At 57.2% G+C, this 14,248-nt stretch carries 14 protein-coding genes; 1 reads left to right on the forward strand and 13 read right to left on the reverse strand.

Annotated features, from left to right (window positions below; genetic code table 11):
- Nucleotides 1-28 precede the first annotated feature (28 nt).
- The gene (locus AC2FH6_RS19075; protein WP_496703961.1) at nucleotides 29-1,648 is read left to right on the forward strand and encodes a sigma-54-dependent Fis family transcriptional regulator; all 1,620 of its coding nucleotides are present in this window, start codon (nucleotides 29-31) and stop codon (nucleotides 1,646-1,648) included.
- A 66-nt stretch (nucleotides 1,649-1,714) separates the two neighbouring features.
- On the opposite strand, the gene AC2FH6_RS19080 is transcribed toward AC2FH6_RS19075, so the two are convergent.
- From AC2FH6_RS19080 to AC2FH6_RS19140, 13 genes are all read right to left on the reverse strand, one after another.
- On the reverse strand, nucleotides 1,715-3,292 hold the full coding sequence (locus tag AC2FH6_RS19080; RefSeq protein WP_496703962.1) for a GMC family oxidoreductase: 1,578 nt from the start codon (nucleotides 3,290-3,292) through the stop codon (nucleotides 1,715-1,717).
- Nucleotides 3,293-3,304: 12 nt separating this feature from the next.
- A complete protein-coding gene (locus AC2FH6_RS19085; RefSeq protein WP_372580200.1) occupies nucleotides 3,305-3,898 on the reverse strand; it encodes a hypothetical protein in 594 nt (197 codons plus the stop codon).
- Between the two features lie 31 nt (nucleotides 3,899-3,929).
- Entirely contained in the window at nucleotides 3,930-4,631 is a 702-nt protein-coding gene (locus AC2FH6_RS19090) for a lipoyl protein ligase domain-containing protein (protein WP_496703963.1), read from the reverse strand.
- Nucleotides 4,628-5,317 carry a 2-oxo acid dehydrogenase subunit E2 gene (locus tag AC2FH6_RS19095; protein WP_496703964.1) on the reverse strand — a complete coding sequence of 230 codons (690 nt, stop codon included), beginning with the start codon at nucleotides 5,315-5,317 and terminating at the stop codon, nucleotides 4,628-4,630. The genes AC2FH6_RS19090 and AC2FH6_RS19095 overlap by 4 nt, the downstream gene beginning before the upstream one ends.
- Nucleotides 5,314-5,547: a biotin/lipoyl-containing protein gene (locus AC2FH6_RS19100; RefSeq protein WP_496703965.1), complete on the reverse strand. Its 234-nt coding sequence runs from the start codon at nucleotides 5,545-5,547 to the stop codon at nucleotides 5,314-5,316. The genes AC2FH6_RS19095 and AC2FH6_RS19100 overlap by 4 nt, the downstream gene beginning before the upstream one ends.
- A 70-nt stretch (nucleotides 5,548-5,617) precedes the next feature.
- Nucleotides 5,618-6,643, reverse strand: coding sequence for an alpha-ketoacid dehydrogenase subunit beta (locus tag AC2FH6_RS19105; RefSeq protein WP_496703966.1), 1,026 nt, complete (start codon nucleotides 6,641-6,643; stop codon nucleotides 5,618-5,620).
- A gap of 21 nt (nucleotides 6,644-6,664) precedes the next feature.
- Nucleotides 6,665-7,651 (reverse strand): thiamine pyrophosphate-dependent dehydrogenase E1 component subunit alpha, encoded by a 987-nt coding sequence (locus AC2FH6_RS19110; RefSeq protein WP_496703967.1) that lies wholly within the window; start codon nucleotides 7,649-7,651, stop codon nucleotides 6,665-6,667.
- Between the two features lie 382 nt (nucleotides 7,652-8,033).
- Complete coding sequence (locus tag AC2FH6_RS19115) at nucleotides 8,034-9,071, reverse strand: hypothetical protein (protein ID WP_496703968.1); 1,038 nt, start codon at nucleotides 9,069-9,071, stop codon at nucleotides 8,034-8,036.
- Nucleotides 9,072-9,157: 86 nt separating this feature from the next.
- A complete protein-coding gene (locus tag AC2FH6_RS19120) occupies nucleotides 9,158-10,993 on the reverse strand; it encodes a relaxase/mobilization nuclease domain-containing protein (RefSeq protein ID WP_496703969.1) in 1,836 nt (611 codons plus the stop codon).
- On the reverse strand, nucleotides 10,990-11,409 hold the full coding sequence (locus AC2FH6_RS19125) for a hypothetical protein (RefSeq protein WP_496703970.1): 420 nt from the start codon (nucleotides 11,407-11,409) through the stop codon (nucleotides 10,990-10,992). Before AC2FH6_RS19125 ends, AC2FH6_RS19120 begins: the two co-directional genes overlap by 4 nt.
- A 472-nt stretch (nucleotides 11,410-11,881) precedes the next feature.
- Nucleotides 11,882-12,298, reverse strand: coding sequence for a hypothetical protein (locus tag AC2FH6_RS19130; protein WP_496703971.1), 417 nt, complete (start codon nucleotides 12,296-12,298; stop codon nucleotides 11,882-11,884).
- Between the two features lie 413 nt (nucleotides 12,299-12,711).
- On the reverse strand, nucleotides 12,712-13,314 hold the full coding sequence (locus AC2FH6_RS19135) for a class I SAM-dependent DNA methyltransferase (protein ID WP_496703972.1): 603 nt from the start codon (nucleotides 13,312-13,314) through the stop codon (nucleotides 12,712-12,714).
- A gap of 247 nt (nucleotides 13,315-13,561) precedes the next feature.
- Entirely contained in the window at nucleotides 13,562-14,098 is a 537-nt protein-coding gene (locus AC2FH6_RS19140; RefSeq protein ID WP_496703973.1) for a hypothetical protein, read from the reverse strand.
- Between the last annotated feature and the right edge of the window lie 150 nt (nucleotides 14,099-14,248).

Raw genomic sequence — 14,248 nt, forward strand, 5'->3', positions numbered from 1 at the left:
TTCAAACGCCAAATCTCCTATCTTGCGGTTGCAGGCTGACGAAATTGCCTATCGCAACGAGAAGTTTCTCGATCAAATTGGCGGTGCTGTGTCTGAGGTCGACAATTCCGCCCTGCTGCCAAGTCGTTCGAGATATTGCCTACTGATCACCGACTCCGATGGGATTGTGATCGAATCCTATGTGCCGGAGGGTCTGGAAGCCGAGTTTCAAAGAAGTGGGCTTGTCCGGGGTGGGGTCTGGGATGAGCGTGTCGCCGGAACAAACGGTATCGCGATGTCGTTGCAGAGCGGGCGTGTTCTGACGGTGCTGGGTGATGAACATTTTTACAACTGCTTTCATGATTTCAGCTGCAGTTCGGCACCGCTGACCGATGCGGAAAACAACCTGATCGGCACCATAACCCTAGTCGGGGCCGCGCACCGTCGGCAGGAAGAGCATGCACTTTGCGAACAGGTGGTCAGGCGCGCGTCGCGGCAATTTCAGACGCGGCTTTTCCGAAATTTTCATGCCGACAAGCTAACGGGCCGGGTGTTGTCGCGCGATCTTAAAACACGGAGAAGTTTTGAAACTCTGGTGGCATGTGACGAGGATGGAATAGTGATCTCGCATTTGCCGCTATGGCGCGACAGCGCACTTCCTTCCGAGCATCAGAACCTGGCAGGGCAACACATATCCGATCTTAAAGATCTGGAAATCACGCTGCGAGGACCCGCCACGGTGCCACCACGACGCCGGGTAACGCAACCCAATACGCCACGCATCTCAGCCCGGGTGGAAAAAGAAACAACACTTGGTCGTTTGATTTCAGAGGGCGGTGGCCTTGCAGTTCTTGCCGATCGCGCGCGCAAAATTGTCGCCCATCGTGTACCGCTGCTTATCTGTGGTGAGCCGGGAGTTGGTGTGGATGGGTTTGCAAGAGCCCTGCTAGAAGAACAATCCCTGATCTCACCGATGGGGCTGACACTCGATGCGGCCAAAAGTGGAGTGGAGGCTGACCTGAAAGAAGCCCTAGAAAGCCTGGATTTCCTCAGTGAATATCCCGTCGACAACGTGGTTCCAACATTAATCTTGCGAAATATCGAGAGCCTACCGCCGCAAGCGCAGATCACCCTAGAACGCTTCCTTGATGTTGACCCGATGGTGGCACAAACGAAGGCAGAACCTCCTGTGGTGCTGTTTACGACAGACAAGATCTGGGCTGATCTGGAAAGCGACAGCACGATTCCCAAAAGCCTGCTCTACCTGTTGGGCCAATCGGTGGTGGAGCTGCCTCCGATCGCGGCACGGGACCTTGAAACCGTCCTTGAAAACGTTGCCGCGGAGAGTTTCTCAAACCCACTCGAAATTGCTGACAGCGCCCAGGATATGCTGGTCGGTTACCACTGGCCGGGCAACCGGCGTGAAATGCACTGCGTATTACGAGAGGCGGTGATCTGCGGCAATGGAAGACGCATCAATGTAACCGATTTGCCTGCGCGCCTGCTGGCAGAGCGCGAAGAAAACACCAAAACCCTGACGCGGGCTTCGCTCAAGGATGCACTTGACAGCACCAACTGGAACGTCTCAAAGGCGGCGCGTTTGCTGGGCAAGAGCCGTGCAACGGTTAATCGCTGGATTGCCTCCGAAGGGTTGCAACGGCCCGAATAGTCCTCGTCAAACAAATACGGCCGGGCACGAGGGCCCGACCGTATTCAGGGAGGTATTCTCCGACACTCAGATGTTCTGGGCGTTCATCTCCTGCGCGATGTATTCCGCCTGCCGGATGGCCAGGGCCACGATGGTCAGTGTCGGATTACAGGCTGCTGAAGACGTGAACTGACTGCCGTCCGAGACAAACAGGTTGTCGATATCATGCGCCTGTCCGTAGGCATTGACCACGCCCTTGGATGGGTCGGCATGCATCCGGTTGGTGCCCATGTTGTGGGTCGCCGGATAAGCGGGCAACTCATACACATCCGTGGCACCAACGGCCTCGTAAATCTGGGCCGATGTCTCGTACATATGAGCCGTCATCTCGTAGTCGTTGTTATGCGGTGTCTTTGAGATGATCGGCACCGGCAGCCCGTATTGATCCACCTCGCTGTCGTGAAGCGTGATCGCGTTGCGCTCCTGCGCAAGGTCCTCGCCCAGCACCCAGACGCCCGACATCCGGTCGTAGTTTTCCAGCGCGCCTGCCACGCTGCGGCCCCACCCGGTATTGCCAGGCTCCAGGAAAGCCGCCATGAACGGCAGGCCGAGCGACAGGAATTCGAGGTAATATCCGCCACTGAACCCGCGTCCTGCGTCGTGATAGACCTCGTCACCAACGATGCCAGCGACCGAGGTGCCGCGATACATGTGCACCTTTTCGGGCAGCACGGCGTAAACTCCTCCGGTGGTGTGGTTCATGTAGTTCTTGCCGACCTGACCCGAGGAATTGGCAAGCCCGTCGGGGAACATGTTCGACGCTGAATTCAGCAGCATCCGCGGGCTTTCGATAGAATTGCCCGCTACGCAGATCACCCGCGCCTTCTGGCGGTGTTGATTGCCGTCCTTGTCGGCATAGACAACCGCGTTGGCCTTGCCCTGATCGTCATGTTCGATCTTCAGCACCATAGCATCGGTGCGGACCTCGCAATTGCCGGTGTCTTCGGCGCGCGGCAGTTCGGTATACATGGTGGACCATTTTGCACCAATTGCACAGCCCTGCATGCAAAACCCAATCTGCTGGCAGGCGGGGCGGTCATCGCGCTCGACCGAGTTAATCGCCATTGGGCCCGACCGGTAATCGCTGCGCCCGGTCCGGCGGCAGCCTTCGGCGAGCACGCGAAACCCATTGTTCCAGGGCAGATGTGGCATGCCGGTGGTCTTGCCGGTGACGCCCATCTTCAGTTCGGCTTTTTCGTACCAGGGGGTCATTTCCTCCAGATCGACTGGCCAGTCTTCGACATTTGCACCGTCGATTTCACCGTAGGTGCTGCGGGTCTTGAACTCGAAATCCTTGAACCGCAGGGCCACGCCCGCCCAGTGGATTGTCGAACCGCCATAACCTTTAACCAGCCATGTGGGCAATGTGGGGTGGTTCACCGCGCCGTGCCAACCGCCACCGGAATAGCGTTTGTCGAGCCAGGAAATCTTCTGGAACATTGCCCATTCGTCGTTTTCGATATCGCCCAGATCAAAGCGTTTGCCCGCTTCCAGAACGACCGACTTGACGCCCTTCTGGGCCAGTTCGTTGGCCAGTGTGCCGCCGCCAGCGCCAGAGCCGATGATGACGACAACACTGTCGTCGTTGAGGTCAAATTGTGCCATTTTGCTTCTCCCTTAGCTCTGGACGTCAGCCATGCGCTCCTCAAGGGTCGGACCCTCGGGAACGAATGTGATGTCGGAAAAACCACGGTCGATGTAACCGCCATGCTCTGCGGAAGACCCCTCGTAGCCCAGCAGAGGCCAGACATCCTTGTTGTCGTAAATGCCGAAATAGGCCGTCCAGCGGACACCCTGGAAGAAGCCCTCATGCTGGAAATGCCTTAAAAGACCCTCGCGCGCGTCCGGATCTTCTATTTCGACATAGGCAACCCCGAAGAGTTCCTGCGCCTTTGCATCGATCTGATCTAGACCATCGGTAAGGCCCTTAGCCATGTCTGCATCTGCCTCGGCATTGGTCATGATGGTCGTTGCAATGGCTTCGTAATGCGACAGTTGCAAAATGTCGGGGTGCGGGTAGATATCCTGCACCATGCGCAGCAGGTTTGCACCCTGTGCCTCGTTCAACACGCTTGATGCCGCAAAAGCTGCGCCACTCAGCATGGCATTAGTGGTGATGCCGGCCATGGTTGTCGTCATCAGGAACATGCGGCGGCTCATAGCCACGCGGTCCTCGTCCGATTTGCCTAGCCGGTGGAAACGAATAGTCATTTTCTTCCTCCCAGTGGGTTTTATTGAGCGGTCAGGCCGCCTTTACTTCACGGGGCATTAATGCAGACAGCCGGTCCTCCGCGGCTCTGATCAATGCTCCGGGAAAGCTCTTTTGTTGAAGGGGTGCCCCCGACATGAGGGTGGTGATCGTGGTGTGGGCATCCGGTCGTAGAAGCAGCTCAGATGGGAAAGCCGCCTGATGTATCAGGCAAAGCTCGGCCCAGTGACCTGGATCAGGGAGGCGCAACAGGATCGCGGCATGCAGCAGCGCGACGCGGCAGTCTTGAGTGGCCCGTACCCTTTGCGCCGTTCCGGCAAGTTTGCATCCGTCCACCAACACGTTCCAGGTACCGTCACAGAACGAACCGGGGCGGGCACCTGTCTGTGCATCGATGTCAAAGCGGGTGAGCGTCTCGGCCAAGGTACCACAGATCAGGCGATATCCATCCTCCATGGTGAAGTCCGGCCCGCAGGGCAGAACCATCGCAAGGTTCAGCGTACATGGCCCTTGTGGAACGATGCCGCCACCACTGCCGCGCGTCACAACCTGGTACCCAGCGGCCCGGGTGTCGTGTATATGCGCCTTCATCGCCGCACGCCGCGCCAATGCTGCGGGAAGTACAAGCGCTTGATCTTCGGCCTGCCACAGCAGCATGGCGGGTTTGCACGCCTGAAACATGGCTGTCTCACGTGCGATCCCATCTTCAGCAGTGGCAAATGGGGCAATAATCATGGCACGAATTCCTCGATCGTTGTGCAAAGATCGGTCAGAAACGCGGCGGCAGGTGCACCGTCGATGGCTCTGTGGTCGAATGTCAGTGACAGGCCAGCATAGGGCTTCCAAACCACATTTTCTCCATCCCGTACTGGTGTGTCCACGGTGCGCCCGATACCCAGAATGGCGATTTGGGGCGTGTTGATGATTGGGGTGAATTGCTCCACCCGACTAAGACCTAGGTTGGAAATCGTGAAGGTGCCGCCAGTCATTTCAGGCACGGTCAGCTTGTTTGTTTGTGCTCGCTGCGCCAGATCGCGCCGCGCGGCACGCAGCTCCGGCAGGCTCATGCGGTCCGCTCCAAAGATCGCGGGCGCGGCCAGCAGGTTGCCCGGCAGCGCAATGGCAACACCAAGATCGACAGCATCAGCCAGATGCACTTCACGCCCTTCGACCCTGCCATTGATGTCAGTATGAGTTTTGAGAGTCCGGATCGTCGCCCCCATCAGCAAATCCTCGACCGATAGAGGATTCCCTTCACCCTTGAACTGCGTCTTGGCCGCCAGAAGTGCTGTCATGTCGGCTCGGGCATGGTGGGTCAGCTGGGCGGCATCCCGCAGTGAAGCGCTCATCTTGTCGGCAATCATGCCGCGCGCGCCGCGCAGAGGCACCACCGTTGGCTCTGTGACGGTTTGCACGGTCACGAGACCGCTCCGATCACATCGCCCTTGGCCGCAACCTCATCCTGCGCCTTGGCTATGCCTAGCGTGCCGGTGGCAGGGGCAGTGATCTCGTATTGGACCTTGGCTGTCATGATCTCGGCGATCAGCGCACCCTCGGTGACCTGCGCTCCGTCACTGGCCAGCCAGGCGGTGATGACGCATTCTTCGTCGCCGTCCCAAAGGTCGGATGGAATGATGATATCGGTAGCCAATTGGCAGTCTCCTCTTGCGGCCACCCCGCCATTCCAGGGTGGCATCTGCTTGTAATGGGTTTGTCCGAGGTCAGGCCGGAACCGGCGCTCCACAGATCTCACGCGCGGCGGCGGCGATCTTGTCCGCATTAGGCAGGCAATGCTGTTCCAGAACGCGGGCAAACGGGATCGGCACATCCGGATAGGCGATGCGCTTGGGAGGTGCCTTCAGATCCGCCATATTGCTTTCGGTCACGGTCGCAATGATTTCGCCCGACACTCCGTAGCTGTGGTAATCCTCGTCAACCACGATCAACCGCCCGGTCTTTGCGATGCTGGCGCGGATCGTGTCGCGATCCAGTGGCACCAGAGACCGCAGATCTACCACCTCGGCACTGATACCCTGATCGGCCAACCTTTCCGCCGCTTTCAGCCCGTGATGAACGCCTTGCGCAATCGATACGATGGTCACGTCGCGCCCTTCGCGGGCAATCGCGGCCTTGCCGATTTCGACTTCATAGCTTTCTTCCGGCACATGCACGATAGCGCCCGCTTCGGTGCCAAGCCAGCCCATACCCTGCAGCCCCTTGTGATACATGTAAATCACCGGATTCGGGTCGCGCAGCGCCGCTGTCATCAGCCCCTTGGCATCATAGGCATTGGACGGACTGACCACTTTCATGCCGGGTAGATGGGCAAAGCTGCCATAGAGACATTGCGAATGCTGCCCTGCATCGGAATAGCCACCCCCGGTCGAGGTCATCAGCACCATGGGTACGTTGAAATTCCCGCCCGAGAAATAGGTGTTCTTGGCCATCAGATTGTAAATCGCATCAAAGCAGACGCCGAAGAAGTCAACGAACATCAGTTCGACAACCGGCTTCATGCCATCCTGTGCCGCCCCCACAGCAGCACCGATAAACCCTGTCTCCGAAATTGGCGTGTCGCGGACCCGCTCCTTGCCGAACTCTTCCAGCAATCCTCGGGTGTTGCCAAATACGCCGCCTAGTTCCGCGATGTCTTCGCCCATGACGAACACGCTCGGGTCATCGCGCATTTCCTGTGCAGTGGCCTCGGCCATTGCTCTGGCAATTGTAAGTTTACGTTCATTTTCCATTATCATTTCTCCCTTGGCCTATCAGGCGAACACCGCTGTCAGCGCGTCTTCAGGTTTCGGATCGGCGCTTTCGCGGGCAAAACTGATTGCTTCGTCCACAGCGGCCTGTGCCTTGGCTTCCAATGCATCCAATTCCGCTTCGGTGAAGTCACCGTCAGCCAGGAGCTTGGCGCGCATTGCCGGGATCGGGTCCTTCTCGAAAAGTCCATCCTTTTCACCCTCTGGGCGATAGCCTTCGGCATCGCCCATAAAATGTCCGGCCAGACGATAGGTTTCGACCTCGATTAGCGTCGGACCTTCGCCGCGACGCGCCCGCGCGATCGCTTCACCGGCAACCTCGTAGATCTTCATTGGATCGTTGCCTGGAATGTAATGGCCGGGAATACCGTATGCCGCCGCCCGGTCCGAGTTGCGCTGTATCGCGGTCGAGGCCTCTTTCGACACAGAAATGCCCCAGGCATTGTCCTCGACCACAACGACCATCGGCAATTTCCAGACCGCCGCCAGGTTCAAGGCCTCGTGAAAGGCCCCCTGATTAGCAGCACCTTCACCGATAAACGACACCGCGACACCCGGCTTACCCTGGATCTGACGCGACAGCGCCGCCCCGGCCGCAGGCCCCATGCCTTGAGCGATAATCCCCGAACAAGCAAAGTTCACATCGGCGTCGAAGATATGCATATGGCCACCGCGCCCGCCAGACAGGCCCGTCGCCTTGCCGAAAATTTCGGCGGCCATCTTCTTCAGATCCACACCCTTTGCGATGGCCTGATGATGCGGGCGATGCGTCGCGGTCACGATATCTTCGGGATTCAGATGGGCACAGACACCAACCGCCACCGGTTCCTGTCCGTCTGACAAATGCATCTCTCCGGGGATTGGCCCGTCCGCCATGTTGAAAACCGGCGACTTGCCTTCCATGTAGATTTTCTCGATGGCGTTTTCGAAACGACGGCTGGTCACCATCTTTTCATACATCCATGCCAAGGTGTCTTTTTCTGGCTGCATTGTTCCTCTCCTCCTTGTCGAAGAAAAGGCTGATGCAATCTTTGTGGGTTGAGTATCGTTTTTCTACGGCGACGTGCCTCGTCGGAAAAACTGTCTCATCTAGTACGAATTGAGACACTCATTTGGACAGACATGCGCCAAACAGCATTGCAGTAAAGAGTATTCACTGATGAGTTTGGTCGACTGTTTTGTGAGTCGAGACCGTCCGCCATTCGGCTACGACCACACCACTGATGAGTTTTGTTCCCGCGTTTACAACTGCGTCCGCTGCGCAACGCACAATTCCCATTGGTGCACCGCGCAGCATCCGTTGGTATGGGCTCATTTGCCCCTTTCGCCGCGCGCTGCTTGAACGGCGGCTCTACCCAAATACTATGCTTCCCTAAAGTCTGTGACCGTCATCTTCATGGACGTGGGTGGCCTGTTCGTGGCTATGGGCAATCTCTTGTACCACTGCGGCAATCTTGCTGGATGAAACTTGGTGCAGCTCACCGACAACGGCCTCGGCGCGCTCGTAGCTGTCCGGAACACCTTGGCTGTTAAAATGGGCGGCAGCGGTGGAAATGTCCGCGTCTCGCCAAGTCGCCGTGGTGCCGACTGAAACGCTGTCATGATCGTTGTAGCGGGCCAGGAACTTGTTTCCATCGAGTCCGAAGCTGTTGGCGGTTGCAACAATGTCGTCACGCACTGCCAGCCATTTTTCGGCCTCGGACGGGTCCAGGTTGTCTAGCTCGGCTGCATTCATGGATGTGGTGTAACTGTCGTCAGCAACAGTGTACGCCTGCAGGTCGGTGTCGTATGGGCGTAGCTCGGCAACATCGCCCTTCAGCTCTCCGATCTGCACGTCCATTGCGGCACGCAGATGCGGATCTTCGACCTCTCGTGCAAGAGCCTCCATGTTCTCGATGGAGTTCACGATGTCCTTGGTCTGCTGTTCGTAGTTCTCGAAACCGGCCTGACCCAGAGCGGATTGCATATACTGAACATAGCGATCACCGGGCGACTGGTAGTCGTCGGAATCCTGAAAACCTTTGTCGCCGGACAGATCCGCAAGGGACGAATAGTAGGGGTGATACAGATCGTATTCCTGAGCATCGGTCATGTGCTGAGAAACCAAAGCCTGCATATCGTTCAGATCAACCGGCTCCCCTGACCGCTCCGCAGCCTCCAATTCGATTTTCAATTCTTCGACCAGATTTTGCTGCGCCATGTGTTCGTCAACACGGCGCTTGGCCTGGTCCTCGATGTCGAAGCTGTTTGAAGCGATGGCTGCACGATCATAGCCCATCGCCTGCTGCTCTTTCATGATGGTGTCGATCTGCTCTGAAACGCGATCCTCGCGCGGGGCGGATTGATCAAATTGGGAAAAGGGTGCGAAGTGTTCAACTTCGTTCAAAAGATAGTCTGTACGGGAAACCATAGTTTTTCCTTTGCGAGTTGATGGATAACTCAGTGATGGATCTGCCTACGGCGTTGGCGCACTCATCAGGCAGACCGGGTGATGTCCTATAGGCTGTGACCGTCATCGTCACCGCGCCCTTGCAAGAGCGGGTGCGTTGCGTGGGCGTGAACCTCTGAGAGTTCTTCTGAGATTGCGATGATCTTGGAAGAAGCAAGCTGGTGCAGCTCGTCAACAACGGCCTCTGCGCGGTCGTGGCTATCCGACAATCCTTGAGCCTTGAAGTGGGCCGCTGCGGTCGAAATGTCGTCGCTGCGCCATCCCATTGTAGTGCCCAAAGTGACGTTGTGATGGTCGCCAAAGCGGGCAACGAACGCCTCGCCATCAAGGCCGTAGCTGCTGGCCGTGTCGGTGACTTCCTTGCGGATCGCCGCCCACTTGTCGGCCTCTGGATAATCCAAGACATCCATTTCGGCGGCGCCCATTCCCATCATCGTTGAATAGCGGCGGTCCTCGATGATGAACGCTTGAAGGTCTGGGTCGTTAGAGCGCAGATCCGCGACATCGCCCTTCAGCTCTCCAATCTGAATATCCATCGCGACACGCAGATGAGGGTCGTCAACCTCACGGGCAAGCCCTTCCATCTTGTCGATGGATTGCAACAAATCTTTGGTCTGAGTCTGGAAGTCCTCATAGGCCCCCTCGCCCAAGGTGTCCTGCATATAGACCTCGTAGCGGCGTGCTGCCGGGGCATAATCAGCGGACGCCTGGAACTCCTTGTCATCGACAATATCAGCAAGGGCAGACAGATACGGATGGCTCTGTTCGTTGTCCCGAACGTCGCTGATATGGGCAACAACCTGAGCCTTCAGCTCGGGCGCGATTGTTTCCTCAGAACCGCCTAATTCGATGTGTCGCCGCAAGTTGCTCATGACATCGGGGGACACATAAGACGGGTCTCCCAGCTCACCGTAATCATCAAAATGATGGGCTTGGTCTAGTAGATGTTCCATTCTCGATACCATAGGTTCCTCTCCTTCAACGAGCATGATGGCGTACTCTTCGATCCGGTCTTTGACGGCGTTGGCGCGCTCGTCAAACAGATCCGACATTCTTGCGATGGATAGAGTCATCACATCAGCGGCCATGTCGCGGGCCGTAACTTCGACTTCCGGGGTGCTTTCAACAACCGACATTCCGGCCTGAACTTTCCACGTGTCGGTCACAACTTCCTGCCGCAAACCGCGCTCAAGACGGGTCGTTGCGGTCAGCTCAATTCCGTATTCCTCTGCAACCTCGACCTGGATAGCGCGCTGAACGTCGATGTTCATTTCACTGCTCATTCCCATAGCGAGCCACTGCCCATGCTCGACGCCTCGGTTGTTCACAACGATGTGGACATGGGGGTTGTCAGTGTCGTTGTGGAAGACGGTCAGATAGTCCCAGGTATCGCCAAAATCACCGCTTCCAAACAAACGATCAGCGAATTCCAAACCGGCCTCGTGAGCGGCGTCCGGATAGGTGCCTTCGGGAAAAGAAACGATCATGTGACGGGTGTAACCGTAGTTGGTTTTCCCGTTGAAATCCTCGGCCCAAGTCTCGATCAAATCACTGACCTGATCCGCATCGAGCGGGGTCACGCCATTGTCTCGAATGTCCAACACGCCCTCTGCCCTGACGGTCAGATAGTTGATCTGGCGGCGCAGCTCATGCGCGTTTTTTACCCCGCCTTTCCGGACGTGTTTCACAACAGCCTCGGGCTTGCCAACCACGGCACCAAGCCGCGCCTTGATGGATGAGGCCCGCGAGATCAGGAACTTCATACGCTTAGCTGTCTGCAGCTGCTGATTGATCCGCTTGGAACGATCGACACCTTTCTGAGCCTCACGGAAGGCAAGTTCCAGGAAGTCTCCGGCTGTCAGACCGTGGGCTGCGGCGTTCATTCTTCAGGTGCCCAATCGTCGTCACGCAAGATCCGGCGAATGGCGGAATCTGGCTCTCGGTTTCGGCGGGCCGCTGTGATCATCGCCTTCAGGTCTTGCCGGTGCTGGATGATCGCGCGATGGAGATTTTCGACGTCGCGCCGGTCGTCATCCGTCCAGATCACCGTGCCGCGCTTGGCAGATTTCGCAAGTTGATTGAGATTGGTGTATCCACCCTGAACCTGCCGCAAGTGCTTCTGCCAGAGATCGACAACAGCGGGGTCCGGATCGAGATAACCGATCAACCGGTAGATCAGACGCTGGATGATCTGATTGCGGCTCTTGGCCCCCAGCACGGTCACAGCCGATTCCAAACGCTCCAGCGCATCCAGTGGCAAACGCACGGAAAAGACGGTGGTGTCGGCGGGCTTGCTCAATGTATACCTATGGTTGTATTTTGAGTTTGTAACACAACTACCTTATCCTGTCATACACTCCAAGAGGAAACCGGGGGTGATTTTAGAAATCCGCATTTTCTCAAATCGCCCTCGGAGCAGTTTTGCTCTTGGAGGCAATCTCCACGCCGGGAAAAGGGTCCCGCCCCTTTTCCAGCCAGCAGGCGTGGGTGCCGGTGGACCGGCGCAGGGCAATCATGCACCGCATGGGCTGCACGAACAGCGCCCGTCACATACCGGCACGTTCAAGTTCAGTATGGCATTTTCCGCGCGCCTCAGAGCGCTCAGTTTCCCGCCGCATGCGCGGCGGGTGTGGCAGGGTTGAGAGCTGCCGCACCGCGGAAGGTCACCGCCCCTGCCCGGTCCTTGGACCGCGCGCCACACGTGGCGCATCTGTGGTCCGGGTTTTGGCCGGAGCAGAAGAAAGGGCGGCTTGTGCCGCCCTGCCCTTATGTCATTCGGTGACGGGATCGTCATCGGTGCGCTTCGGGAAGGCCACCATCTCGACGCCGGGGAACATGCTGTGCTTGACCTGGATCGAGGTGATGTTGCCAGTCTCATCGGTGTTGACGAAAAGAACCCCGCAACGATCCCAGAAGTTTTTGCCTTCTTTTTCACCGGTCTTGACGTTCAGTTTCAGAGTTTGAGTTGCCATTGTTTGATCCTCGCTATGACGTGTTTCGGTGAACATGGGAAAAGCGGGCATCAAGGGGACGTCAGCAGGGAATTTGGTCCGCGCGGAATGCGCCGCAGGCGCAGGGGAAATTCCCTGTTGAAGCGCGGCGCTCGGTCGGGCGCCGCGCGTATTCCCCGACGGCCCGCTTATGTTCATCCCTTCAGAAACACGGCAGCCGAGGATCATCTCAGGCAACGGGTTTGAACCTGTCAGACCAAGTGAAAGGAAGGACGTTCTGGGATCGCTGCGTGCGGGACATCTGAACAAAACGATGTGGTGAACGGCGGCAACATCACCTCGGTCCGACACGGGCGCGGTGTACAGTTCCAAGTTCGGGTGGCCTTTCTGAGCCAGTATGACCCTCGTAGCAAGGAATGGAGGACCGCCGACGGTGCAAGTCGCCCTTTTTAAATGGCGGAGGCCAAAGACCGGACGGTCCGGCCCTGGTCCGCGCATGTGCGGAACAGGTGATCAGACGGACTCAATTTGGCGAGGTGGAATCTGACCAAAAAACCGGCGCTAAGTCTCTAAGTTGAACTTTGCTGCCCGAGCCATACCAAAGGTCGGTTAATTGGAAGCAATGGTTGTTCACTCATCCAAACGCAAAATCATTCCGCATTTCGAATCCCCGCTCCAATCAGAACAGGCATGACCTTCTCATCAGATTTGAACTCGAATATCCGTTCGACCCGAATTGAACCAAGCCTTGCCGCCTCAAGCGCGGCCCTCATTTGATTCAGCGTCAATCCGAAACCGTCATCACCTTTCGCTTGCCAATCCCACTGCACGAACTGCCCGCCCTTATTGAGCAATCCCGCCAGTAGGGCCACGGCTCCACTGTAATCCGGGAGAAAAGCGCAAACGGAAGAGGCGCAGATCAAATCGAAACCTGAGAACCCGGTCTCCAAGCCCCGAACATTTCCCGCCAGCATATCTCCGTGAACGGCCCTGACATTGGGCAGGTTTTTTGCCTTCAGGACCGCGATCATGTTTTCTGAAGTATCAACCGCGACAACGTCCGCCACATGCGGTGCAATTTTCTCCGCCAGCAATCCGGTGCCACATCCAAAGTCGAGCACGCGCTTTGATCGCCAATCCGTCCCACGAATATCCAGATGCGCGTCAAGCGAGGCAAAAGCGCGACTGGCGTAAAATCTGACGTCGCTATTGTCGTCCCAACCATCGGCGTAGTCGTTCCAGTCGTCGGTCATATCGCTTGCGATTCCTTATGGATTTGGGTCGGCTCCAACCTATGTGCGCTGAGTCGGATGCGCCAATGGGAACCCGCGACATTGTCCAGATTGAAGACAACAGTCAATATGGGTTCGAAACGTTCATCGGAGGCAAACAACGCAGCCTCGGAGAGGCCTCTGCCGACGGTCTTGCACACAAGAAAGAGGCCCACCGAAGCGGGCCACACGTTTACCCAAAGGGAAGTCTCGAGGTATTGAAGACAGGCTAACGCTTGCGCGCGCGATCGACAACACCGTCGGCTGTGATCGTGGCAATGCGATCCTCGGTGCGTCGGGTCATTTCCACCCCGTCACCCGTCATATGCGCCTCGGCAAACTCGGTGAACTTGAAGATACTGCCATCAGCTTCAACATGGGTTTCATCTTCCGCTGAGCGACGCTTCACCGAGCCGTCATGGCGAATTTCAATGATCGTGTTGTCGGCCATTCGGACCGTCACGGAATGCGCGTCCACGGCCACACCCTGCCACCACATGTCTGCGTCCCGGCGCACAACGATACGGTTTGGATGCAGCTTGATCTGCACGTCTTGTGCAGCTTCCGGATCAGCGGCTTTGACAACAACGATGGCCTCTTGCGCGCTGGGGTCACCATGGATCGAGGCGCTCCCGTTCTTTGGCGGCCAGAGATTTGGCTGTTCGCGCGGCTTGCCCTTCTGATCCGTATGAAACCCGACAAACATCTGTGCGGATTTCCAGACGCGGCGGGCGGCTTTCTCGAGCTTGTTCGATGAGGTGTCCATGGGTCTATCCAAATCCATTTTGGCGAAAGTACCACCTTTAAAAGTAGGCTGGGTGGCCGACCTCTGATAGCTATGCGCGACGGAGTGTTCGCGCAATGCCACTTTGAGTTCTCATCATTGAGACTGACACAGCCAGAGATTGATAGGCAG

The sequence above is a fragment of the Ruegeria sp. CDSC045 genome (assembly GCF_059610725.1).